At 44.4% G+C, this 23,024-nt stretch carries 20 protein-coding genes; 6 read left to right on the top strand and 14 right to left on the bottom strand.

From position 1 onward, the window contains the following. The first annotated feature begins 113 nt into the window (after positions 1 to 113). On the top strand, positions 114 to 1,088 hold the full coding sequence (locus tag ACYIA1_RS19250; protein WP_048927189.1) for a DUF4468 domain-containing protein: 975 nt from the start codon (positions 114 to 116) through the stop codon (positions 1,086 to 1,088). A gap of 20 nt (positions 1,089 to 1,108) precedes the next feature. Continuing rightward, entirely contained in the window at positions 1,109 to 1,663 is a 555-nt protein-coding gene (locus tag ACYIA1_RS19245; RefSeq protein ID WP_005859247.1) for a DUF4468 domain-containing protein, read from the top strand. A 10-nt stretch (positions 1,664 to 1,673) separates the two neighbouring features. Here the strand turns inward: ACYIA1_RS19245 and ACYIA1_RS19240 are convergent, their stop codons facing one another. From ACYIA1_RS19240 to ACYIA1_RS19230, 3 genes are read right to left on the bottom strand one after another with little or no spacing between them, the layout of a single operon-like run. Beyond that, positions 1,674 to 2,771: an endonuclease/exonuclease/phosphatase family protein gene (locus ACYIA1_RS19240; RefSeq protein ID WP_008779258.1), complete on the bottom strand. Its 1,098-nt coding sequence runs from the start codon at positions 2,769 to 2,771 to the stop codon at positions 1,674 to 1,676. A gap of 9 nt (positions 2,772 to 2,780) precedes the next feature. After that, entirely contained in the window at positions 2,781 to 3,659 is an 879-nt protein-coding gene (locus ACYIA1_RS19235) for a rhomboid family intramembrane serine protease (protein WP_122297728.1), read from the bottom strand. Beyond that, entirely contained in the window at positions 3,640 to 4,362 is a 723-nt protein-coding gene (locus ACYIA1_RS19230; protein ID WP_005867662.1) for a rhomboid family intramembrane serine protease, read from the bottom strand. The genes ACYIA1_RS19235 and ACYIA1_RS19230 overlap by 20 nt, the downstream gene beginning before the upstream one ends. 186 nt (positions 4,363 to 4,548) lie before the next feature. Between ACYIA1_RS19230 and ACYIA1_RS19225 the strand changes: the two genes are divergently transcribed. From ACYIA1_RS19225 to ACYIA1_RS19215, 3 genes are all read left to right on the top strand, one after another. Continuing rightward, positions 4,549 to 4,821, top strand: a complete 273-nt coding sequence (locus tag ACYIA1_RS19225; RefSeq protein ID WP_005859256.1) for an HU family DNA-binding protein — start codon at positions 4,549 to 4,551, stop codon at positions 4,819 to 4,821. 102 nt (positions 4,822 to 4,923) lie between these two features. Further along, positions 4,924 to 6,717 (top strand): arginine--tRNA ligase, encoded by a 1,794-nt coding sequence (argS, locus tag ACYIA1_RS19220; protein WP_480336266.1) that lies wholly within the window; start codon positions 4,924 to 4,926, stop codon positions 6,715 to 6,717. A gap of 9 nt (positions 6,718 to 6,726) precedes the next feature. After that, a complete protein-coding gene (locus tag ACYIA1_RS19215; RefSeq protein WP_005859260.1) occupies positions 6,727 to 7,605 on the top strand; it encodes a VIT1/CCC1 transporter family protein in 879 nt (292 codons plus the stop codon). 76 nt (positions 7,606 to 7,681) lie between these two features. Here ACYIA1_RS19215 and topA read toward each other — a convergent pair whose 3' ends face one another. Beyond that, positions 7,682 to 10,030, bottom strand: coding sequence for a type I DNA topoisomerase (gene topA, locus ACYIA1_RS19210; protein WP_008772731.1), 2,349 nt, complete (start codon positions 10,028 to 10,030; stop codon positions 7,682 to 7,684). A 161-nt stretch (positions 10,031 to 10,191) separates the two neighbouring features. Between topA and ACYIA1_RS19205 the strand changes: the two genes are divergently transcribed. Then, on the top strand, positions 10,192 to 10,455 hold the full coding sequence (locus tag ACYIA1_RS19205) for a tetratricopeptide repeat protein (RefSeq protein WP_005859264.1): 264 nt from the start codon (positions 10,192 to 10,194) through the stop codon (positions 10,453 to 10,455). A 397-nt stretch (positions 10,456 to 10,852) separates the two neighbouring features. On the opposite strand, the gene ACYIA1_RS19200 is transcribed toward ACYIA1_RS19205, so the two are convergent. The 10 genes from ACYIA1_RS19200 to ACYIA1_RS19155 all read right to left on the bottom strand — a co-directional run bounded on the left by ACYIA1_RS19200 (position 10,853) and on the right by ACYIA1_RS19155 (position 22,988). Then, a complete protein-coding gene (locus ACYIA1_RS19200; protein ID WP_005859268.1) occupies positions 10,853 to 12,016 on the bottom strand; it encodes a PP2C family protein-serine/threonine phosphatase in 1,164 nt (387 codons plus the stop codon). Between the two features lie 11 nt (positions 12,017 to 12,027). Beyond that, positions 12,028 to 12,879: a sensor histidine kinase gene (locus tag ACYIA1_RS19195; protein ID WP_005867658.1), complete on the bottom strand. Its 852-nt coding sequence runs from the start codon at positions 12,877 to 12,879 to the stop codon at positions 12,028 to 12,030. Between the two features lie 2 nt (positions 12,880 to 12,881). After that, a complete protein-coding gene (locus ACYIA1_RS19190) occupies positions 12,882 to 14,012 on the bottom strand; it encodes a sensor histidine kinase (protein WP_048927188.1) in 1,131 nt (376 codons plus the stop codon). Between the two features lie 15 nt (positions 14,013 to 14,027). Then, a complete protein-coding gene (locus ACYIA1_RS19185) occupies positions 14,028 to 15,128 on the bottom strand; it encodes a sensor histidine kinase (protein WP_057326177.1) in 1,101 nt (366 codons plus the stop codon). A gap of 17 nt (positions 15,129 to 15,145) precedes the next feature. After that, positions 15,146 to 16,954, bottom strand: coding sequence for a TonB-dependent receptor (locus ACYIA1_RS19180; protein WP_480336265.1), 1,809 nt, complete (start codon positions 16,952 to 16,954; stop codon positions 15,146 to 15,148). Positions 16,955 to 16,963: 9 nt separating this feature from the next. After that, on the bottom strand, positions 16,964 to 19,963 hold the full coding sequence (locus ACYIA1_RS19175; RefSeq protein WP_480336264.1) for a tetratricopeptide repeat protein: 3,000 nt from the start codon (positions 19,961 to 19,963) through the stop codon (positions 16,964 to 16,966). Between the two features lie 96 nt (positions 19,964 to 20,059). Continuing rightward, positions 20,060 to 20,581 (bottom strand): NUDIX domain-containing protein, encoded by a 522-nt coding sequence (locus ACYIA1_RS19170; protein WP_005867651.1) that lies wholly within the window; start codon positions 20,579 to 20,581, stop codon positions 20,060 to 20,062. 103 nt (positions 20,582 to 20,684) lie between these two features. Then, positions 20,685 to 21,671, bottom strand: a complete 987-nt coding sequence (locus tag ACYIA1_RS19165) for an ROK family protein (RefSeq protein ID WP_005867650.1) — start codon at positions 21,669 to 21,671, stop codon at positions 20,685 to 20,687. A gap of 168 nt (positions 21,672 to 21,839) precedes the next feature. Beyond that, positions 21,840 to 22,217: a VOC family protein gene (locus ACYIA1_RS19160; RefSeq protein ID WP_005867648.1), complete on the bottom strand. Its 378-nt coding sequence runs from the start codon at positions 22,215 to 22,217 to the stop codon at positions 21,840 to 21,842. 48 nt (positions 22,218 to 22,265) lie between these two features. Further along, a complete protein-coding gene (locus tag ACYIA1_RS19155; protein WP_196009397.1) occupies positions 22,266 to 22,988 on the bottom strand; it encodes an MBL fold metallo-hydrolase in 723 nt (240 codons plus the stop codon). Positions 22,989 to 23,024 lie beyond the last annotated feature (36 nt).

Genomic DNA, 23,024 nt, shown 5'->3' with positions numbered 1-23,024 from the left:
ATAGACTTTTTTTCTTTGATAAAGAGCAATTAGTATAATTATTTGTCACGCTCATAGTTTATTTCAAACGCAAATGTATATCTTTGGGGCTAAAATAATAAGGAAAATATACCATGAAACAGTTATTATTCGCTCTGTTATTTATCCCCGCCCTGCTATTCGCGCAAGAGGATCAACACTATCTGGCAGGGGCCGTTCCGGTTGCAGACGGTAAAGTCGTTTTTACCCGAGAGATTAATGCCCCCTCTTTAAGCAAGGCACAAATCTACCAACAACTATTAAAATGGGGACAAGAAAATTTTAACACAAAGGACAGTAGAGTAGCTTATCAAAATGAGGCAAAAGGCGAGATCGCCATTATCGGGGAAGAATATATAGTATTCTCCAGCACAGCCTTATCCCTCGATCGGGCGATGATGAAATACCGTATTATCATTGAATGTAAGGAACATGCTTGTACCCTGCAACTTGCGGGCATCCGATATGAATATAACGTGTCTTACCAGAACGAGCCGGAGAAATACCTAGCCGAGGAATGGATCACGGACGAGTATGCCTTGAATAAGAGCAAGACGAAATTGAACCGTATCAGCGGTAAGTTCCGTAAGGCCACGATTGACTTCGCGGATAAGACGTTCGATAGCGCAGCCAACGTATTAGGCGCACAGTTGCTGACAGCCGCACCGGTAGAACCAGTATCCGCTCCGCAACGGGAAACACGACCTGTGGCACCGATGGAAGGTTTCGTAGCGTTCCAAGCGGACAAAATACCTAGCACGATCCTCCAAATGTTACCGGACAACGCTTTACAGATCAAAGCAGTAAAAGGAAATACGACCGACGCAAACGTTGAATGGAAAGGCATAGGCAATATGTTCGGTAAAACGATCAGTACAATCTCCATATCCAAAGATAGTCCTGCTTATAAAGCGATTGGCAATAACGACGTATATCGATTATCCTTCTCCAAGCCCGGCACATCTGCCGATGCGCCATGGATTATTATCGAGTGCCGTAAACAAGGCGAGACCTCCGAAGGACAGCAAACGATGTTAATCGGCGAGATTACGAATGTATGGATCAAATAACGAAAAAGAGAGTTGCATTTATGAAAAAGATTCTATTATTAATATATATGATGTTCCCTGTGCTAGTCATGGCGCAGGGGCATAAAGGCGAGGTAGACGAATGCGCCCCCATGAAAAACGGGAAGGTATGCTATAGCGATGATGTAGAGATCGAGAATACCTCTAAACTAGAAATATTCAACGCTATTAACGCATGGGCTAAGAAATCTTATGGAAAAGATGTCTTCTTATCCAACGTAAACTCGAACAAGAACAAAGGGACCATCTTCGTAAGCTCTAAGGTTGAATTATTGTTGAATGATACAGACAAGACTATCATTAAATATAAAATGCGTATCACCTGCTTCGACAACCGGTACACGATCGAGGCGAGCGATATCGTATATCAATATGATCCGCTAAACGATAAAAAGTACAAGACCTATAAAGCGGAAGATGTGATCGCCAATAATGGAGATAGCAATACGATAGCGCTGATCAAAGATCCTAAGCTATTCTGTAACGCTACCTTCTTCTTTGTCGAGAACTTGTTCGCCGACGTATTTGACGCTGCGCAGAACGCAGAATCCGAGTGATGAAACCCTTTTATTCAAGTTTCAGATAACACCATAACGGGTAGTGGTCTGAATAAGCGACCTTATCCACGGAACAATTCATAGAGGTCATGTTCGGGGAATGCAGGATATTATCGATACGGAACCAGAAGAAATTTTGATTATAGGTAATACCCATTCCCCGGCCAGACTCGGCAAAGGCATCCGTCAAATCCCCTTGGATCGTACGGTGCGCATAAGAAATAGGCGTATCATTAAAGTCACCGCATACCAAGACATAATCTCCTTTAGCGTTCTTAATCTCTTCTGATACCGCTTCCGCTTGCTTAGCCCGAATCCGGAAAGCAGGTCCTAGCTTTTGCTCGAACGCTCCTTTCAAATCGTCCAACCCATCCGAGCTAAAGCTCTTTATAAGGGATGAATAACGGGTCCGATCCTCCATCGTCAGTTTAAACGATTCCAAATGGTTATTAATCAAGGTCAACTTCTTTCCCTTGATGTTCACTTCATGTACGGAAGAGCCGTTATAATCCGAATCGTATTTCACCATCCGGGAATTCGACAGCGGATATTTGGAGAACACAGCGATGCCGAAACTCTGGAATTTCGTGGAGCTTTGATAAAATACGGAACGATAAGGATACATGCTCAACGCATCATAGATCTTAGAGGCAGTAAGGCTCTTCTCTGATTTAGCCGTGGCATATTCCTGCAAACAAACAATATCTGCGTCCGAGTTAGCGATATATTGGATAATCTTGTTCGGAGCTATCTTCGTATGATTCTTGTACCCAAAAGCCATCACATTATAAGTCAGCACCTTCAGTACCTCTTCCCGAGGAACATCCTTATGCGAGTGAAACGGAAAATAGCGTTTCACGGGACCCCAACATAACAAGAAGGAGAATATGCCGATCAATAAGAACTTCCATTCCCATAAGAACAGCCAATAGATAATAAAGCAAAGATTGACTACACATAAGACAGGAAAGGCTAATCCCAGATAAGATAACGTCATACTCGTCTCAGGAGACACCCGATCCGAATAAGCCGAGACTATCAACAATACGACAGCCACCACATTCGCTACGACGAATAAGAATTGAAGAAAAATCCGTAGAGTTTTCATAAGTATCTGTTATTTCTTACTGGCGTCGAAAAGTCGCTTTTTCTCTTCAGCGGAAAGGCTCTCATAACCGGAACGTTTCAATTTATCCAGTATAGTATCTAGATCCACCGACTCCTGATGTTTGCGTGCGTTATACTCATAATCCGTCTCGTTACGTTTATAAGTCACACGCATCTTCGGTTTCCGTTTGCCCAAATTCACGAACCAGTCGATCAACCGATTCATTGGAGCGGTCAAGTCCTTTCCATTACGAATACGGGAAGCGAACCACATACCAAACAAAGCCCCGCCGATATGGGCGATATGTCCTCCCGCATTATCAGAAGTCATCGCCAACAAATCGATCACCAGCGTAAAGATAGCCAAATAAATTAATTTGATCCTTCCGATCAAGAATAAATTAATCTCCAAATCCTTCCGGTAAAACGACACAGCGAAAACGATCGCCATAACAGATGCCGAAGCCCCCATCAAATAGCTAAAAGAGGCCACGTTCTGGAAATAAGGGAAAATATTATAAGCAAGGACAAACAACACCGCACCGGCAAGACCTCCCAATATATACAAGCCTCCCAACTGCCGCTCACTGAAGAAATTCAAGAACAATCCCCCGAACCAATACAACCAAAGCATATTGAACAAGATATGCAAGAAGTCAAAATGAGTGAACATATAAGTAAACAACGTCCACGGACGGAAGAGCAAAAGTTCCGGAGAAGCCGGCAACTGCAAATACTGCAAGAAAGGCACCCCTTGCACATTAAAGAGCATAAACAATACGCTGGCCAAACGTATCAAGATAAACAAGCCTACATTTATATATATCAGTTTCGACAGGATATTACCCGACTGAAACGTACGCTTCAAATTAGTAAAAATACCGTCCATTGTCTGCATCTTTCTTTTTCCAATAACGAATTAAGAAATAACCGAATAACATACCCCCCAAATGAGCGAAATGCGCTACCGTATCGCCACCAAAACTAGCCACACCCATAAATAGTTCGGCAAGACCATAAAATATTACGAAATATTTGGCTTTAATCGGGATCGGTATGAACATCAAGTACAAAGGAACATTCGGGAAGATCATCGCGAATGCCAACAAGATTCCGAATACGGCACCCGAAGCGCCAATGGTCACGAAATAATTCAAGAACTCGCTTTTGCTGATAATCTGGGCTCCATTCAAGTTTATCATGTCTTGGCTAGCGAAGATCACATCCCGCAAATTAAAGAACCATACCACCTCTTGTACCAAACCGGCGCCTATACCCGTCACGAAGTAAAAAATCAAGAAACGTTTGGGGCCCCATACGTTCTCCAATACCCGGCCGAACATATAAACGGCGAACATATTAAAAAACACATGCGCAAACGAATGGGTATCGTGCATGAACATATAAGAAACGATCTGATAAGCCTTGAAGTCGGTAGCACCCGGGACGTGAAGCCCTAATAAATCCACTAAATCGACGCCGACTTTCGGCAGTGCAAGGCTGGCTACCCAAAATAGCAAGTTTATAATGATAAGATTTTTCGTTACCGGCGGGATACTATTCAAGAACCCCGAATTTGTCTGATTCATCATATACTACGTTAATTTAGCGGCAAAGGTAAATATATTTTAGCCGTTTTTGCCCATAATAATACTAAAACATATGTAAATCGGTAAAAAAAGTAGGTTTTTCTTTTGTGATATTTCAAAATAAAACTACATTTGGAGCCGTCTATCGGTTATCATAGTTTTGTTTAATATATTAACAGTCAAACCATCATGAACAAATCAGAATTTATTAGTGCAGTCGCTGAAAAATCAGGTCTCAGCAAAGTGGATGCCAAAAAGGCAGTAGAAGCTTTTGTTGACACAGTTTCTAACGAATTAAAAGAAGGCGGTAAAGTCGCTCTACTTGGCTTCGGTTCATTCTCTGTGTCAGAGAAGGCCGCTCGTAAAGGTGTTAACCCGAAAACTAAAGAAACCATTGAAATCGCAGCTCGCAAGGCCGTGAAGTTCAAGGCTGGTGCTGAATTGAACGAGCTAATCAAATAAGAAACACCATTATTCTCTATAGAAGAAGGATACGATGCAAATTGTATCCTTTTTTTGTGTACCTTCGCGTACAAATAAAATCCGAATTATAGTTAGACGAATATGGTTATCGAACAACAGATTACCGGAGCTATCATAGCCGGCATCAAAGAGCTGTACGGAGCGGATGTCACCGCTAGCCAAGTGCAGTTACAAAAAACGAAAAAAGAATTCAAGGGGCACTTGACCCTAGTCGTATTCCCATTCCTTCGCATGTCGAAGAAATCTCCGGAGCAGACCGCTCAGGAAATCGGTGAGTACTTGTTGAGAAACGAGCCAGCGGTAGCTGAATTCAATGTAATCAAAGGATTCCTTAACCTGACGGTCGCTTGCTCTTGCTGGATCGATTTACTAAACTCGATCAATGAGCAGCCCGCTTACGGTATCATTCCGGTTACCGAGCAGTCGCCTTTGGTTATGATCGAATATTCCTCTCCCAATACAAATAAACCGCTTCACTTGGGCCATGTCCGCAATAACTTATTAGGATACAGCTTATCGAAGATCATGAAAGCGAACGGTAACCAGATCGTAAAGACGAATATCGTAAACGATCGTGGTATCCATATCTGTAAATCCATGTTGGCTTGGCAGAAATGGGGAAATGGAGCTACCCCAGAGTCTACCGGAAAGAAGGGTGACCATCTGATCGGTGACTTTTACGTATTATTCAGCAACAAATTAAAAGAGGAGACCCATGCGTTAGAAGCGAAAGGCCTTACCAAGGAAGAAGCCGAGGCTCAATCCACCTTGATGGCGGAAGCCCGTGAGATGCTTCGTAAATGGGAAGCCGGAGACAAAGAGGTGCGTGAGCTTTGGGAAATGATGAATAATTGGGTATACGCCGGGTTCAACGAGACCTATAAGATGATGGGCGTAGATTTCGATAAGATTTATTACGAGTCTCAAACCTATCTGGAAGGAAAAGGCAAGGTGATGGAAGGCCTAGAGAAAGGGATTTTCTATCGCCGTGAAGACGGCTCCGTATGGGCTGATTTGACGAAAGACGGGCTGGATGAGAAATTATTGCTTCGTGCGGATGGAACTTCCGTCTATATGACGCAGGATATCGGTACCGCCAAGCTGCGCTTCGATGATTACCCGATCAATAAGATGATCTATGTGGTAGGGAACGAGCAGAATTATCACTTCCAAGTATTATCGATCTTATTGGATAAGTTAGGCTTCGAGTTCGGCAAGGGATTGGTCCACTTCTCCTACGGAATGGTAGAGCTACCGGAAGGTAAGATGAAGAGCCGTGAGGGAACGGTCGTAGACGCCGATGATTTGATGGCCGAGATGATCAGTACCGCATGCGAGATTTCCCAAGAATTAGGGAAATTGGACGAGATGACTCCGGAAGAGGCTGAGAATATCGCCCGAATCGTAGGTCTTGGCTCCTTGAAATATTTCATATTAAAGGTAGACCCTCGCAAGAATATGACGTTCAACCCGAAAGAGTCTATCGACTTCAATGGGAATACGGGACCGTTCATCCAATATACCTACGCCCGTATCCGTTCCGTATTGCGCAAAGCGGCGGAACAGGGCATCGCATTACCGGAGCAGTTACCGCTTACTTTCGCCATTTCCGAGAAAGAAGAGAACCTGATCCAAATGATCGCCGATTATGCGGAGATCGTGAAAGAGGCAGGTAAGCTATACAGCCCGGCCTGTGTCGCCAACTATATTTATGATCTGGTAAAGGAATACAATCAATTCTATCACGATTTCTCCATCCTTCGCGAAGAGAATCCGGAATTGAAGAACTTCCGTTTAGTCTTATCCGCCAATGTAGCTAAGATCGTGAAATCCGGTATGGATTTATTAGGCATCGAGGTTCCGGAAAGAATGTAACGATAGAAGATGAACATAAACGAGAAAACAAGAAAGGCTCTCCTTCGATTTCAACAAAATGAAATCACGGAGAGCCTTCTCTATACGCAACTCGCCGCTATCGAGAAAGATCCAAGCAACAAGGAAGTATTACTACAGATAGCGAATGACGAGAAAGGACATTATACGATCCTGAAAAAGTATACGGGGCAAGAGATCTCCCCGAATAAATTACGCGTCACCAAATACTACTGGTTGGCACGTATCTTGGGGATTACTTTCGCCATTAAGCTAATGGAAGGTAGCGAGGAAAGCGCCAAGAATGATTACGCCTCTTATGATGAGTATCCGGATTTGCAACAAATCGCACGTGACGAAGATGAGCATGAGCAGAGGTTGATCGCCTTGATCAATGAGGAACGGTTGGAATATATGGGTTCTGTCGTACTGGGGCTAAATGACGCTTTGGTAGAATTTACAGGTGCTTTAGCTGGCTTTACCCTTGCCTTGAGCGACTCTAAATTAATAGCGTTGACCGGAAGCATCACTGGAATAGCCGCCGCATTATCCATGGCTTCCTCCGAATATCTATCTACCAAGTCCGAGAATGGAAATGAAAACGGGAAACATCCTGTTAAGGCATCGATCTATACGGGAATAGCTTATATCTTTACGGTAGTCGCCTTGGTCGCTCCATTTATCTTTATATCGAACGTATTAATGGCTTTAGGGCTTATGCTCATCATAGCGTTGAGTATCATCGCCCTTTTCAACTATTATTATTCCATAGCGAGAAGCGAGAGTTTCCGGAAGCGTTTTACCGAGATGGCAGTACTTAGTTTTAGCGTGGCCGCATTAAGCTTCTTGATCGGATATGCGTTAAAAGAATTTACGGGCATCGATGTCTAAAAAATCATAGTTATGTTTTGAAAAATTCATAGTTATGAGTTTAGTAAATCATAACTATGAATTTTTAGAGCTATAATCAAGCCTTTTTCCGTGTCGTACGTTTCTTCGTCGCGGCAGGTTTTTCTCCCGCCTCGGCGATTATCTTCTGGCATTCCTCCAAGGTCAAGTTCTCCGGTTTCTCTATCGTCTTAGGGATTCTGTAATTCTTTTTCTTATAAGAGATATAAGGGCCGAAGCGACCATTCAAGATCTCCATTTCCGGGTCCTCATCGAACTTCTTGATAAATCGTTGCTCATCCTTTTGTTTTTTTGCCTCGATCAACTCGATAGCTTCCTCGGCTGTTATCGACAAAGGATTCAAGCCCTTCGGTATGGATACGAACTTTCCGTCATGACGGATAAACGGGCCAAAACGTCCGACAGCGGCAACCATGACCTTACCTTCATATTCACCGATCGTACGGGGTAGATCAAACAATTTCAAGGCTTCTTCCAAAGTAATCGTCTCGATAGACTGCCCTTTCATCAAGGTAGCGAACTGAGGTTTAGGAGCCTCTTTATCCTCCGGGTGCGCCTGCCCGATCTGTACGACTGGGCCATAACGACCTATCTTCACGAAAACAGGTTTGCCGCTCTTCGGATCGATACCCAATTCACGCTCACCCACTTTATGCTCCGTACGGACAGAGGCTGCCTCTTCCACGATCGGATGGAATAGTTTATAGAATTTATCGATCGCATCCGTCCATACCATCTCGCCTTCCGCTACGGCATCGAATTCCTTCTCCACGCTCGCCGTGAAGTTATAATCCATAACGCCCGGGAAATACTCCATCAAGAAATCATTCACGACCGTACCGATATCGGTTGGCATCAACTTATTCCGGTCCGCCCCTACGATCTCCGTCTTTTGGACTTCCTTGATCGTATGCTGAGCCAAGGTTATGATATTATAAGTACGCTCCGTTCCTTCCTTATCCCCTTTCACGACATACTCTCGATTCTGAATCGTCTGGATCGTAGGCGCATAGGTAGAAGGACGACCGATTCCCAATTCCTCCAAACGGCGAACCAGACTTGCTTCCGTATAGCGGGGAGGACGTTGCGTGAAACGTTCGGTAGCGACTATATCCTTCATACTCAATACCTCGTTCAAGGTAACCGGAGGAAGAAGGCCGTTTTCCTGTTCCTTCTCATTCTCGTCATCAAAACTCTCGCGGTACACCTGAAGGAAACCGTCGAAAGTAATGACCTCACCGGTAGCCACGAACTTCTCTTTCTTGCCGCCGATGCCTACGGAGATCGTCGTACGCTCCAACTCGGCGTCCGCCATCTGGCAAGCGATCGTACGTTTGCGGATCAATTCGTATAATCTCTTTTCCTGAGCGGTCCCACTTATCTCATCATTGCTGATATAGGTCGGACGAATCGCCTCGTGCGCTTCTTGCGCTCCCTTGCTCTTGGTATGATATTGACGGAATTTATAATATTTCTCACCGTAGGTATCCAAGATAGCTTCTTTTGCCGTCCCCAAAGCCAAATCACTTAAGTTCACGGAGTCAGTACGCATATACGTGATCAATCCAGACTCATACAGGCGTTGGGCGATCATCATGGTCTGCGAGACCGAATAACCCAACTTACGGGCGGCCTCCTGCTGCAAGGTAGATGTCGTAAAAGGAGGGGCTGGTGTCTTGCGCACCGGCTTTTTCGAGATATCATCGATCGTGAAAGAAGCGTCCTTGCAAGATTCAAGGAATGCCTCCACCTCTTCCTTATCTTTCAAACGACGGTTCAGCTCTGCCTTGAGGATTGTCGTACCATCCGGCAAGATAAAGCTGGCGATCACACGGTAAGCGGCCTCCGAGACAAACTCGTTGATCTCTCGCTCCCGCTCTACGATCAGACGTACGGCAACCGATTGCACGCGCCCCGCGGATAAAGCCGGCTTCACCTTACGCCAAAGAATGGGGGATAGCTCGAAACCCACGATACGGTCTAAGATACGACGGGCTTGCTGCGCGTTCACCAAATCGATATTGATATCTCTCGGCGTCTCGATCGCATGTAATATAGCGTTCTTGGTAATCTCATGAAAAACGATACGTTTCGTATTCTCAGGTTTCAATCCTAATACCTCATATAAATGCCAAGAGATGGCCTCTCCCTCCCGGTCCTCATCGGAAGCCAACCAAACCTGCTCGGCTTTCTTGGCTTCGTTCTTCAATTCGGTCACGAGTTTCTTCTTATCAGAGGGAATCACGTATTCCGGGGCATAATTGTGTTCGAGGTCTATACTGAAATCTTTCGTTTTCAAGTCGCGGATATGACCATAGCTAGACATAACCTTATAGTCCTTTCCGAGGAACTTCTCGATGGTTTTTGCCTTGGCGGGTGACTCCACTATTACCAAATTCTTTTGCATATCTATTTTTTGCTGGTTAGAAATCGGGTGCAAACTTACACAAATAATTAACGTACGCAGTATATCGATCACTAAAAAAGCGTTTTTTCCTATACATTATATATATAGTCATGCGTTTCTATTTACCTTCGCGGGACAAAATCAAAAAGCTATTCAAAAATATGGAAGAGATAAAGCGACTTATTTCAGAGAATAAACTAGAAGAAGCGATCCGGCTCTTGGACGCTTACCTCACGGAGCAACCGAGATCCGACGAGGCTTGGTTTCTCCTCGGAAAAGCTCATTATAAACTAGGCAACGTACGCCTAGCCCTCAACAGCTACCTACAAGCGATAGAGATCAATCCGGAAAGCCCGGCACAAGCGGCCTACGATATGGCGATCAAGGTGCTGGATTTTTATAATAAGGATATGTACAACCATTAAGAAGACAGAGCACCCGCACCCAAATAAATTCTAGAAGTACAAGTAACTCGACTTTATGCATTTATGAAGTTAGTTGTTATTGATATAGCGTTTATTTGTATAATGCTCATTTACAACCTATAACGTAAGCTCGTCATAATAGGCATCGTTAAAGGCTTACAATGGGCATTATAAAGTGCTTATAATGGGCATTCTTAGCACCTAACATTGCCCATCGTAATTTGTAGAGACGGGGCGTGCCCCGTCTCTACAAGTTATACAATGAATTTATGTTTCTTTAGATTTCAATCTTCCATGAGAGTAATCGTATAGTCATGCAGACAGAAGAAATGATAAAAATACAGAAAATGCTTTTTTCATATAAGTAAACTTTAAGAAATTACCTTTATCCAGATGATTATCCTTTATAAGTCAGCGCCAACATCGTAATATCATCGCTCTGCGTAGCGCCGTTCACGAATGATTGGACGGATTCGGATATACCTTCGATCATGGATTTGGGGGATTGGTTCTTTACGGAGCTACAAGCCTCTACCAAACGGATATCTCCATATTGCTCATTCCGCAGGTTCATCGCCTCACTGATTCCATCCGTATAGAGGAACAAGCTGTCTCCCGCTTCCAGTTTCAAGGATTGTTCTTTATAAGCTAATCCCGGCACGACTCCCAAGGCCATCCCACCAGTCATCGGCAAAAGAGATACCTTATCGTTCTTACGAATCCAAACCGGACGATTATGCCCCCCATTGCAATAAACCACGTCGCCCGTATGGATATTCAAGATCGCATAAAAAGTAGTGACAAACATCCCATTGACACTCTCACGGCACAATAGATCATTCGATTCCTTCATGCAGACCGCCGGGGAAAGCTGCCTAAGCGCCGTAGCACGGATCACCGTACGGCTGATCGCCATGAAAATAGCGGCGGGAATCCCCTTATCCGACACGTCAGCGATCGTAAAACCCAGATGATTATCGTCCACCAAGAAGAAATCATAGAAATCACCCCCCACGGCCTTCGCCGCGCTCATGGTCGCATAGAGATCGAATTGCTTATATTGCGGGAACGGAGGGAACTGCTTCGGCAAGATCGATTGCTGTATCTCACGTGCCACGTTCAAGTCGTATTGTATCTCCTCTAGCTGATGATGTTCCTTTTGGGCCTCCTTGATAAAAGAAATCTGCTCGACCGCCTTCTCGATCGTACGTTCCAGATCCTCCATATCGATCGGCTTGGTAGCGAAGTCGAAAGCACCATGGTTCATGGCGGTACGAATATTCTCCATATCCCCATAAGCCGATACGATGATACATTTCAAGGCCGGGTTACGCATCTCGTTAATCTTCGTCAGCAATGTCAAGCCATCCATCTCCGGCATATTGATATCGCTCAATATGATATCAAAGTCCGGATGGTCCAACATCATCCTCAACGCCTCCAAGCCATTATGGGCAAAGGAGAACTCATACTCTCCCTTACGGATCTTCCGACGGAAATATTGGGTTAGCAACGCTTCCAGATCCTGTTCGTCGTCTACGCTTAATATCTTGATCGCCATAATTCTTCTGTTTATTTCGTTAATGGAATAAGGAATATGAAACGGGTAAACTCACCTTCTTTCGATTCCACCTCTATCTTCCCGTCATGCTTCTCCTCTATAATGGATCGAGTGATAGATAGCCCCAAGCCAGTTCCCTCTCCCACCGGTTTCGTGGTGAAAAACGCGGAGAATATCTGCTCCCGGATATCCTCCGGCATACCGATACCATTATCCTCGATACTTAATCTTAAAGAATCTCCCTCCTTCCGTAGATCCACGGATATAACCGGCTCATACCCGATCGGCGAGAGCTTGGATTTACTATAGACCGCATAGCAAGCGTTATTCATGACATTCAATACCGCACGGCTCAAATCCTGCGGGATCACTTTCAGCATCGGAAGCCCCTCCTCGTAATGCTCCCGGATCGCAATATTGAAACCTTTATAGTTCGCTCGCATCGAATGATAAGCCAGCCAAACATATTCCTTCACCAGATTCTTGATATCCGTAGGGATGTACTCGTCATCCTTCCCTCTGGAATAAAGCAAGATACCCCGGATGATACTTGTCGCCCGGTTTCCATGTTCCTCGATCTTCTTCAAGTTACCATGCAAATCGTTAACGATCTCGCTAAACTCCTCATGCAAGGCGGTCAGCTTCTCCCAAGATTCCGGAGGCAAGACATCTTTCTCTTCTTCTAAAATATCTTCCAAGTCATCCACTAACTTAGAGGACAGCTTACTGAAATTGATGACAAAGTTGAGCGGATTCTGGATCTCATGCGCGATCCCGGCACTCAACATACCTAAAGAAGATAATTTCTCTAAGTTCTTCACTTGCAAACGTAGCCGTTCTATTTCCTTACTCTGGTCTTCCATATCTATTCCTCCTCTTTAGGCGGTGTAATTGTTTTCGGTTGATATACAGGGATCGTAATTAGAAACTGGGTATATTCTCCTTTCTTACTCTCCACCTCGATGGTTCCCCGATGGTTTTGCACGATCTCACGGCATAGGTAAAGCCCTACGCCGGCCGCTTCCCCCGTTGTCTTTGTCGTGAAGAAAGGAGCGAATATCTTATCTTTTATATTCTCGTCGATACCGGACCCGTTATCCCGGATCGTTATTTCCAGCATATCCTTATTGACTTTCAATCCAAGGAATATCTCCGGACTAAAAGTCACGGTCTCCGATTTCTTCAACAGGGCATACATGGAATTTTTCAATATCCCGGCCAGAACCTTACTGAACTGCTCCACGTTTACCTCCATCATCAAAGACAGCGTCAAATTATCGAAAACAATCCGGATATTCTTCTCTTGAATATCCTGCTCATACGTTTTCTTCAATTTATCCAAGGCGATCCGGCATAATCCGTTTATGTTGGTAAGCGTAAGATTACCTCTTCGGTCTTTCAGCAATTCCTCCATCGCCTTAACGATACGGACCGTATTGAAACCATGCTCAGAGATCTTCTCCAAATTACTGGTCATCATATTCAGCAAATCTACCGAGTCGTCATACACATCCGGTTTCAGATGCTCTTTCTGACTATCCAGATTTTCCCGGAGATCCTTGGCCAACCCCGATGTCAGATTTGCGAAGTTATTGATATAATTCAGTGGGTTCAAGATACGGTCCACCAAACCTTGGGTCAATTGCCCTACGGTAGCCATCCGTTCCTTACGGACCAGCTCGTCCTGCGCCTCACCCAAGGCTTTCAAAGCCGCCGCCAATTTCTCGGATTCCTCTTGGATCGCGTCTTTCTCCGAACGGATCTCCTGCGTACGCTCCTCTACCTCTTTTACCAAATACTCTTTTTGTTTGAGTTTCCGCTTGAAAACCAACTTAGAGGTCTGGCAAAACAGAATCAAGAAAAGCAATCCGATCCATTCTTGATGACCGAACTTCACAGATACACAAATACCGACCAAGCTACCCAGCGTAACCCGCTCGCAAAGTTTAATCCGCCTTTTTAACCGATCAATCTCGGTATGTAAATCCTGTATCATGATGAACCTCCTTTCCTAACTATAAATAGGCAACGTAATCGTAACTTCCGTATATTTATCTTTCTCCGACTCGATAGCGATCGTACCCTTATGGTTCAAAACGACCTCCCGACTCAAGTAAAGACCTGTTCCTGCCGCTTCCGCGGTCGGTTTGGTGGTAAAGAACGGAGAAAAGACTTTCGTCTTTATCGTTTCTTCTATACCGACGCCATTATCACGGATAACCACTTGCAGCTTATCCGCTTGAATACGCAATACCAACGAGACAGAAGGCTGATATCCCGGCTCTCCGGCCTTTTTCAAGACCGCATATATACTATTATCCAATATCTGCGACAAGGCTTTTCCCATCTGATCGATATTCACCTCGATTGTCAACGGTACGGAAAGCCCGGAGAATGATAGATCTACTTGATTCTTCTCGATCTCCTTCGCGTAATTCTTTCGCAAGATATCCAGATTGACCTTACATAAATCATTAATATCCACGCAAGTTCGATTCGCCGAATGATCTTTCAGCAATTCTTCCATCGCTTTTACGATCCGCACCGTGTTATCACCATGCTTGGCTATCTTATCCAGATTGCTGGTCAAAAGAACCAGCAGTTCTTGCGTATCATTATAATTATCGTGTTTACCGGTCTCTTCGTCCTCATCGATATTCTGCTTGATATCTTTCGCTAATACAGCAGACAAATGAGCGAAGTTATTGATATAATTCAAGGGATTCAAGATACGGTCTACCAGACCTTTCGTTAATTGGCCGATCGATGCCAGACGTTCCTTACGAACCAACTCGTCCTGGGCATCCGCCAAGGCAGAAAGGGCACGGGATAGTTTTTCCGACTCCGCTTGCATCGCATCCCGCTGGAAACGCAATTCCATCGTTCGCTGCTCCACGAGATTAGAGACGAACTGTCTTTTTCGCAGACGGAATTGCGTATAATACTTTAACAGGAATAGAAGGACTACGGCTCCCACCAAATAATAAACCAGTTCTTCCTTCTTCTGGTAAACCGCCAAGGCGATCCACGCTGTCCCGATCACGGTCAGCGTCTCGATCACCCGCATCCTCCAGCGAAGGCTTTCCAGTTGTTTGATATTTATGTCACCCATCCTTCCTATTTCAAGTGTTAGAAATTGATATTAACGCCAATCATCGCACTAAAGCTTTGCAAAGGATATCCGTAATATACCTCATACTTCTGGCAAAGGATATTATTCAACTTAGCGTAAACACCAAAGGTATCGTTGAAGGTATAGGTACCTGTTAGGTTTAGCTCGTTGATGTTGTTCATCTTGTATTCGCCAGCTCCCGCAGACACGCTACTGTGATTTTCAGCTTCCCAGTAATTCTTTACAAAAGCATAACGTCCGGTGGCCAAATAATAATCCAAGGCAACAGATAACTTATCGATCGGACGCACGGTTACATTTGCGTTAACCTCCATTTCTGGCTTTCCATAAGCATGGCTTAGTTCAACACTCTCATCCCCTTGATTTGCCTTCCAATTATTATACACCCCTTTTAAAGAGATATCCAGCAATTGCTGATAGCTATATTTCAAGTTAGCCCCTACAAAAAGCTGCTTAGTATCGACATCCGGTATCGCTTCACTGAAATTGGAAAAAAAGTCAGGTTTAGATGTGGCCACTTGACTGAAAAGCACATCGCTACTAGTTATCTTATAACCAGCGAACACGTCGAACCAAAATCCCGGTGCCACGCCACTCCGGATACCCAAGATAGCATTCAACCAGTTACGAGAAGGAGCCAACTCTTTCATTGGATACAGATAACGGTTGATCTGTGACATATCGTACATGCTGTTGGAGTAAAGCTTTCCGTCAGCCTTTACATATAGCTCCGTTTTATCAGCAACCTCCACATCAGCGGCAATATTTGGCGAGGCCATGAACTCCGCATCATCACCTGTAGCCAACATCACATTCGCACCTAATTTGATTTTCCAATTATCACCCTCAACTTTATAATATGGTGATAACATCACCTCGGCATGATTCTTAAACTCATAAACATACGAATTAGAAGCTGCCTCCGGAAAGTTGTAGTTGAAATACTCCACCAATCCACCCAAGCCAATCCGCATATTCCCATTAAAACCTGCGTTCAAATCAAACTTCGCCTCTAAAGTATGCTCCGTCGGTCCATCTATATTCTTGTTCAACCCATATTTATGGGAGAAATTTATATAACCTAAATCCAGCAAATATCCGAACGGCGCATCTTCCTTCGACTCAAATCCGATATTAGCAGCTATCGTCTGGTTTACTTGGTTTGTTTCCCGATCCACTCTATCCAAACTACCCTCTGCCATCATAGACCAAGCATCCGCAATAGGCAGTCCATAATAATTAAACGCCGAATATCCGTACTTCGCACCAATACTAAATATCGTCTTATCAAAAACATGCTTGAAATTGATGCCTCCCAGATTATCGTTGATCTTCGCCTTCACCTTCTCATCGTCCATCTGAATATATTTCACCTTTCCATTCGTAGAACGATGTGAATACCAAATATTCAACTTATCCTTCTCGGTACTCAAGATATGATATCCCAAATCACCGTTTATATTCAGATATGTGCCTACACCGAAGTTAAAATATCCCCGGCGCTTGTTGTTATCCATCTGCGTCATGATATTTCCGGAAGGCAACAAACTAATCTCTTTCTGCGGATCGGCGGCGATCGTATAATTCGAGTAATCGATCGGGATCTTACGAACCTCCGGCTCTTTCACCACGGGAAGCGTATTTACCTTGCTGGCGTCCTGCACGGAAGGATCATACTCCCGTTCAAGCGTCATCTCTCGGTTCAGGTTCTTTTCTTTCGTAACATCCTCTTGCGCACTCGCAGCAGCAGCCGAACCCAGCAAAGCTACCACACACAACGCCTTTACATTATATATAGTCTTCATCGCTTTCTTTTATTTCTTTAGTTTACCCAATCTGTCTTCGATCATCGCGGCGATCTCATCATCGCCCTTGTAGTTGTTTTGCAAACTGGTCAGATATTGACGAGCTTGAAAATCATCACCTTGGCGGATATAAATATCAGCCAACAAGATAAAGCCCCGTGCCAACCAATATTGGTGAGGCGTACCGTTCTCGATGAAGTTCATCAAGACAGTCTCGGCATTCTTATCATCCTTATTATCATAATACAATTGAGCCAATAGATATTTAGCCTCCGCCCCGTGTATCGTACGGGTATCCTTGCTGATCTCTTTCAAGTCGGCCAACGCCTTGTTCTCCTGCTTCAAGCTGATATAAGCCTTCGCACGGACATAACGGGCCTCGGACATAATCTCGGGAGATAGCTTCGGTTCCTTCAGTAAATCGTTGGCGGCAAGCAAAGCCTCTTGCGGCTGACCGGTCAACTCGGCGCAACGCATCAAGCCCAATTTAGCGGCCTCCTTATTCTCCGGATTCTCCGCTACCGCCTGTAGGTGTTTGAAACTTTCCATAGCGGCGGCGTAATCCTTATCCAGATACTCGATCTCAGCTTTACGAGCCCAAGACTCTTCCCTGAATTTCGTATCACCGCTCTCCAATACCAACGAGAACAGACGTTTCGCCTCCTCCAGATCTTTCTTGGCAAAAGCGATACTTGCCAAATAGAAATTAGCGTTCGAGCTAAACGCTCCCTGCGGGAAGGTTTGCAAATAATTCGTCAAGCTACGACGAGCGCCCTCATTATCGCCTCGCATAAATAACTTCTCGGCTGCCAAATAGGTCAAGGAGTCTTGCTCACTCACCTCGAAACGAACATTTCCACCTAATGAATTCGCATAGGCGGCAAACGAATTGATATCGTTCAACTCGATATATACGGACTTCAAGTCTTGCAAGGCCACTTTCGCCTCCTCGCTACCCGGATAATTGCTAATCACGCTCTTATAAGCCTCGGCCGCTTTCTCCGGCTGATTGTCGTTGAAGTAAATCAAACCAAGCTGTACGCCGGCCTTACGAGCCAGACTGCTTTGCGGGAAATCACGCATCAATTGCTCAAAGCTTGCCGCAGCCGCTTGATTATTATCCAATAACACGTAAGAACGTCCTTTCTCGAACAAGGCATCATCCACATATTGTGATTCCGGGAAATCACGGATCAAACGATCCATTACGCTGATCTTTCCCTTATAATCTTTCTGTAACCCAAGCAAGAAACCCTTCTGATACACCGAATAATCTCCGGCGGACGGTTGCAATTGCGCCGCACGGGTATAATTCTCTTCCGCCATAGCGAACTGACGGTTGTGGAATAAACAATCGCCGATACGATTATAAGCGTCCGCATAAGCCGGAGTCTGCTGATTGCTTTCCAGATTCACGTATTGACGGAAGCGGTTCAACGCCTCTCCATACTCTTTCAATTTGAAGTAGCTGTAACCTAAGTTATAATGTGCCAAGGCATACATATCCGTATTACGTTGGCGGGTATTATTCAAATAGGTACGATAATCGGAAATCGCCTTATTATACTCACCTTGACGATAATAAGATTCCCCACGCCAGAAATAAGCGTCGTTACGAGATTCCAGATTATAAGCGCCCAGTGAGATCGCACGGCTGAAAAGATCGACCGCCTTATCCAATTCCATATTCGTGAACGCCTGCGTTCCCAACTGGAATAAGATATCTTGTTTCGCCTCCAAGATCTTCGTACTCGGATGCTTGATCTTATCGATAGAGTTCAGAGCCGCTTGATAGTTCTTGGTAGTCAAATAAACCTCCACCAGATAATCGTTTACCTTATCGGCATATTTGGAATTCGGGAAATCATTCAAGAAATCCTCGAAGATTGTCACCGACTCGCCAAAGCCCGTGAAAGCGGTCTCGTGGATCAATAAAGCGTAATTATACATAGCCGCCTCTTTCACTTGCTTATCGAAAGAAGAAGTCGCGGCAGCCTCGAAGGCCATACGGGCGTTATTCTTATCTTTTAATTTCAGATAACTTTGCCCCAGATACAGATAAGCGTTCTGCGAAAGGGCGTCGTTCTCACGAACGGTCCGTCCCAAAGCGTTCACGGCGCTACTGTAATTACCCTTATTGTAATAACATACGCCCAAGATATATAAATCGCCCCTCAACGGGCTATCCGTCGAGGATACATATTTACTCAGCATATTAATCGCTTGATCCTCATTTCCCAGATGATAGTAGGCGTTACCCATGATACGGTAAACCTCGCTATTGTTCTCGCTATCCGGATAAGAGGCTAACAATTCCTTGCCTTCGCTGATCACTTTCTCGTATTTATTCTGTATAAAATAAATTTGCGTGATATAGTACAAAGATCGCTCCTTATAATCAGGCAAGTCCTTCAAGCGGGTAAATTCCACCAAGGCATTGTTGTATTTACCGGTTGCGTAATCGATATAAGCGACATAATAGGTAGATGCTTCCCGGTACTTCGTTCCGATCTGCTCGATCCGTGCGAAATAACCACGGGCCTTCTCCATATCCCCAATTTGCAACAAGGAATAAGCCAAACGGAAACAATAAACCTCCTGTTGTTCCGGACTTAGCATATCAATGTTCGATTCGTTAAACCAAAAGATAGCTTTCTGATATTCTCCCTGTCCGAAATGGGCGGAACCGATCAAGAAGTTCACCTCGTCCGCATGACGGGAAGCCGGGTACACATCCAGATAATCTTTCAATAACTCAACGGCATTGGGACGGCCTTGCTCATAAGCGGAGTAGACCAACATATAATCGGCTTCTTGAATCAAGTCGGCATCCGTGGAATGCTGTTTATACGCCTCCAGCTTATCGATGCAACCTGAATAATTCTTCAAACTAAACAACTCCTTGCCTTCGACAAACAAACGGTTCGGCGCATCAAATTGATACGATCTCTGCCCGCTTGCCATGTGGCTGCCTACTACCAGACACAGCGGAATAAGTATTCTTTTCATCACTCATTTGCTTTTTAATACAAGCACTTACTTCAGTGCCTATTCGTTCTAATTCGCAAATATAAGTAATATGCGCCAAACAGAAGGCAAGTTCTATCAATATTTACCAAGATAGATCGGTACCGCCTTTCGGATAGAGTCTAAACCGAAGTCTTCCGGATTCACATCCTCCGGGCGAAGGATCACGATCTCGGCGGCATCATCTTCCGCATGCACGTTATTGAAATCATCTACCAAACACTCATAAAACATATCCAGCGTATGCACCTCAAAGCCGGAATACATATATAAATTAGGCAAGGAAAACAAATAACGGCAATTCTGGATATGCAACCCCGTCTCCTCCCTTACTTCCCGGCGAGCGGCCTCCTCCCCCGACTCAAACATATCGACGAAGCCACCGGGCAAATCCAATGTACCTTTAGCCGGCTCTTTTCCTCGGCGAACCAGTAACAACTCCCCCTTAGCGTTCTTTATGAAACAAGCGACAGCCGATGACGGGTTGAAATAATAAACAAAACCGCACGCCATACATTTTTTCGCTTTCTCGTTATGTTCCACGAAAGCTTTTGCCCCGCAAACCGGGCAAAACTGAAATTGATACAACGGATGTCTCATACTTTATGATTTATAATTCAATTAAAAACAACAAGCCGCACCTAAATATAGATGCGGCTTGCCTTATTTCGCAAATGTCTTTTCGTTATACGCAAAACCGGATTTAGACTTCCAAACCAGCGCTTTGGTCTCTTACTTCCCAACCCAAAGCACTTGCTCCTAATACGGCAGCGTCGCTCTCTTTCAATTGAGAGAATAATAATTTAGTCTTACCTGCGTAAACTTTCAACATATTTTTCTCCATTGAACGTTTAATCGGGTTCATGATCAAATCGCCAGCTTTCGTAAGACCGCCAAACAAAATGATAGCCTCCGGGCTAGAGAATGCTACGAAATCAGCGAAAGCCTCTCCCAACATAGAGCCGGTAGCCTCGAAAATCTCAAGAGCGATCTTATCATTCTTCATAGCTGCGTCGTATACGTCTTTTGAAGTGATTTCATCCGGATCCAAGTCGCGAAGAACACTCTCGTCCTTACGGATTTCCAGATATTCACGAGCCGTACGAGCCACACCGGTAGCTGAAGCATAAGCCTCCAGACATCCTTGGCGACCGCAACCGCACTGACGACCATTGTTACGACGCATGATAACGTGGCCCAACTCGCCGGCAAAACCGTCATGTCCGTATACCAAGTTACCACCGATTACGATACCGCTACCCACGCCAGTACCCAAAGTGATCACGATAAAATCTTTCATACCGCGAGCGGCTCCATAAGTCATCTCACCGATAGCGGCAGCGTTGGCGTCGTTTGTTAAAGCAACAGGAATACCATCGATCTGTTCGCTGATCAATTGAGCCAAAGGAATCTTACCTTTCCAAGGCAAGTTCGGAGCGAATTCGATACATCCGTTGAAAAAGTTTCCGTTCGGAGCACCTACACCCACACCTTTAATCTTATCCGGACCACCAGCCTGATCAATAACAGACTTCAGACCTTTAGCTAATTCCGCTACATAGTCATTAACGTCTGCATATTTACCAGTCTTAATTGATCCACTATACAAGATTGTTCCTCTTGCGTCAACTACACCAAAAACAGTGTTGGTACCACCTATATCGATACCTACTACATAAGGCTTCTCCATGATTTTATATTTAGGATTAATAATGATTTTCCTCTTTCTGGGTAGCAAATATAAGAGGTTTAACACAAGTTGCAATACGATTTGAAGAAAATTTTACAGATTCCTGTCATTTTATCTTCTTTTTTCGAAAACTTATGTTAAGCAACATTGTTATATAATAATGGAGAATTATCGCAACGGTAATATCTCGATCCAATAGTCATCCGGATCATTAATAAAATACAATCCCATCTTGGTATTCTCGAAGCAAACCGCTCCCATTTCCTTGTGGTATTTACGTACCTCCTCATAATCGCCGGCTACCCGGAAACAAAGATGGCTCTCATTATCGCCTAGCTCATAAGGTTCTTTCCGGTCACGCAGCCAAGTCAGCTCCATCAAGAAACCGGTTTGCTCATCCGTTAAATAAACCAATATAAAAGAACCGTCTTCCGCGACCTTTCGATGATGCTCTTTCAACCCCAACGCTTTGTTATAAAAAGCGATACTTTTCTCCAAATCCAATACGTTAATATTGAAATGGTCAAATCTGCCTTTAACTTCCATACCTAAATAAATTTATATGTTTTCTAAAACCTATACATTAATAATATATTATATATCGGTACCCTCACCCGGTACAGAAAGGACAACATACCGGCAACCTTTCGATTCGGCATACGGGGCAAAGGCCATGACCTCCGCCGGACGTTCCCAGAAATGCATCGGCACAAAGATACCGGTCCTTATCCGGTCGATGAATTGTTGGGCACCTCGCATAAAATCGGTCCCTAAGCGGGGATCTACCGGAAACATGACAACATCCATCGCCTGCGTATATTTCGCTATTATATCCAGTTCTTTCAGGTAATTCCCTTCCGCCTCCGCAACTTCCTGTGGAGTAGACTCATCTTTCCAATGCCAATTATTCAAGTCTCCGGCATGAAAAATCAGTTTACCTTGCGCCTCGATCAAAAAAGAGATACCGACATCGGTCGATCCGAACGCCCTAATCGTTAAATGCTCATCTTGGTACACATCTCCCTTCTTCATATAAAAAGCGTCCTCGGCTTTTGCCCGGCGGCGTTTCAAGATATCCTTGGAGAAAATATATTTGATATCGTCTTTCTCCTCTTTCCATTTCAACACGTCCGGATTAAAATGATCCGGATGGAAATGTGATGCCAATACGTACAACGTCCCCGGACGTTTTAATAGCTCCCCACGCACAAACCCCTTCGCCGGGTCCGGATTCGTATCTTTGAAATAATCGATCAAGATGGAGAAGCCTTCCGCCTCTACAACAAACCCGCTATGATAAATATACACCAGTCTCATCCTATTCTCTTTATTTGTTTATTAAAAAACACCGAA

The organism is Parabacteroides sp. KHUB-02 (assembly GCF_056640955.1).
Note: the sequence above shows the minus strand (reverse complement) of the source record. Positions and strands in the feature narration are given on the sequence as shown.

Excerpts from the sequence above, each read along its gene's own strand:
- ACYIA1_RS19165 (WP_005867650.1), bottom strand. The coding sequence starts at position 21,671 with ATGGAGAAGCCTTATGTAGTAGGTATCGATATAGGTGGTACCAACACT.
- ACYIA1_RS19155 (WP_196009397.1), bottom strand. The coding sequence starts at position 22,988 with ATGAGACTGGTGTATATTTATCATAGCGGGTTTGTTGTAGAGGCGGAA.
- ACYIA1_RS19205 (WP_005859264.1), top strand. The coding sequence starts at position 10,192 with ATGGAAGAGATAAAGCGACTTATTTCAGAGAATAAACTAGAAGAAGCG.
- ACYIA1_RS19195 (WP_005867658.1), bottom strand. The coding sequence starts at position 12,879 with ATGGAAGACCAGAGTAAGGAAATAGAACGGCTACGTTTGCAAGTGAAG.
- ACYIA1_RS19180 (WP_480336265.1), bottom strand. The coding sequence starts at position 16,954 with ATGAAGACTATATATAATGTAAAGGCGTTGTGTGTGGTAGCTTTGCTG.
- ACYIA1_RS19245 (WP_005859247.1), top strand. The coding sequence starts at position 1,109 with ATGAAAAAGATTCTATTATTAATATATATGATGTTCCCTGTGCTAGTC.
- ACYIA1_RS19235 (WP_122297728.1), bottom strand. The coding sequence starts at position 3,659 with ATGGACGGTATTTTTACTAATTTGAAGCGTACGTTTCAGTCGGGTAAT.
- ACYIA1_RS19160 (WP_005867648.1), bottom strand. The coding sequence starts at position 22,217 with ATGGAAGTTAAAGGCAGATTTGACCATTTCAATATTAACGTATTGGAT.
- ACYIA1_RS19215 (WP_005859260.1), top strand. The coding sequence starts at position 6,727 with ATGAACATAAACGAGAAAACAAGAAAGGCTCTCCTTCGATTTCAACAA.
- ACYIA1_RS19190 (WP_048927188.1), bottom strand. The coding sequence starts at position 14,012 with ATGATACAGGATTTACATACCGAGATTGATCGGTTAAAAAGGCGGATT.
- topA (WP_008772731.1), bottom strand. The coding sequence starts at position 10,030 with ATGCAAAAGAATTTGGTAATAGTGGAGTCACCCGCCAAGGCAAAAACC.
- ACYIA1_RS19240 (WP_008779258.1), bottom strand. The coding sequence starts at position 2,771 with ATGAAAACTCTACGGATTTTTCTTCAATTCTTATTCGTCGTAGCGAAT.
- ACYIA1_RS19175 (WP_480336264.1), bottom strand. The coding sequence starts at position 19,963 with ATGAAAAGAATACTTATTCCGCTGTGTCTGGTAGTAGGCAGCCACATG.
- ACYIA1_RS19170 (WP_005867651.1), bottom strand. The coding sequence starts at position 20,581 with ATGAGACATCCGTTGTATCAATTTCAGTTTTGCCCGGTTTGCGGGGCA.
- ACYIA1_RS19250 (WP_048927189.1), top strand. The coding sequence starts at position 114 with ATGAAACAGTTATTATTCGCTCTGTTATTTATCCCCGCCCTGCTATTC.
- ACYIA1_RS19200 (WP_005859268.1), bottom strand. The coding sequence starts at position 12,016 with ATGGCGATCAAGATATTAAGCGTAGACGACGAACAGGATCTGGAAGCG.
- ACYIA1_RS19225 (WP_005859256.1), top strand. The coding sequence starts at position 4,549 with ATGAACAAATCAGAATTTATTAGTGCAGTCGCTGAAAAATCAGGTCTC.
- argS (WP_480336266.1), top strand. The coding sequence starts at position 4,924 with ATGGTTATCGAACAACAGATTACCGGAGCTATCATAGCCGGCATCAAA.
- ACYIA1_RS19230 (WP_005867662.1), bottom strand. The coding sequence starts at position 4,362 with ATGATGAATCAGACAAATTCGGGGTTCTTGAATAGTATCCCGCCGGTA.
- ACYIA1_RS19185 (WP_057326177.1), bottom strand. The coding sequence starts at position 15,128 with ATGGGTGACATAAATATCAAACAACTGGAAAGCCTTCGCTGGAGGATG.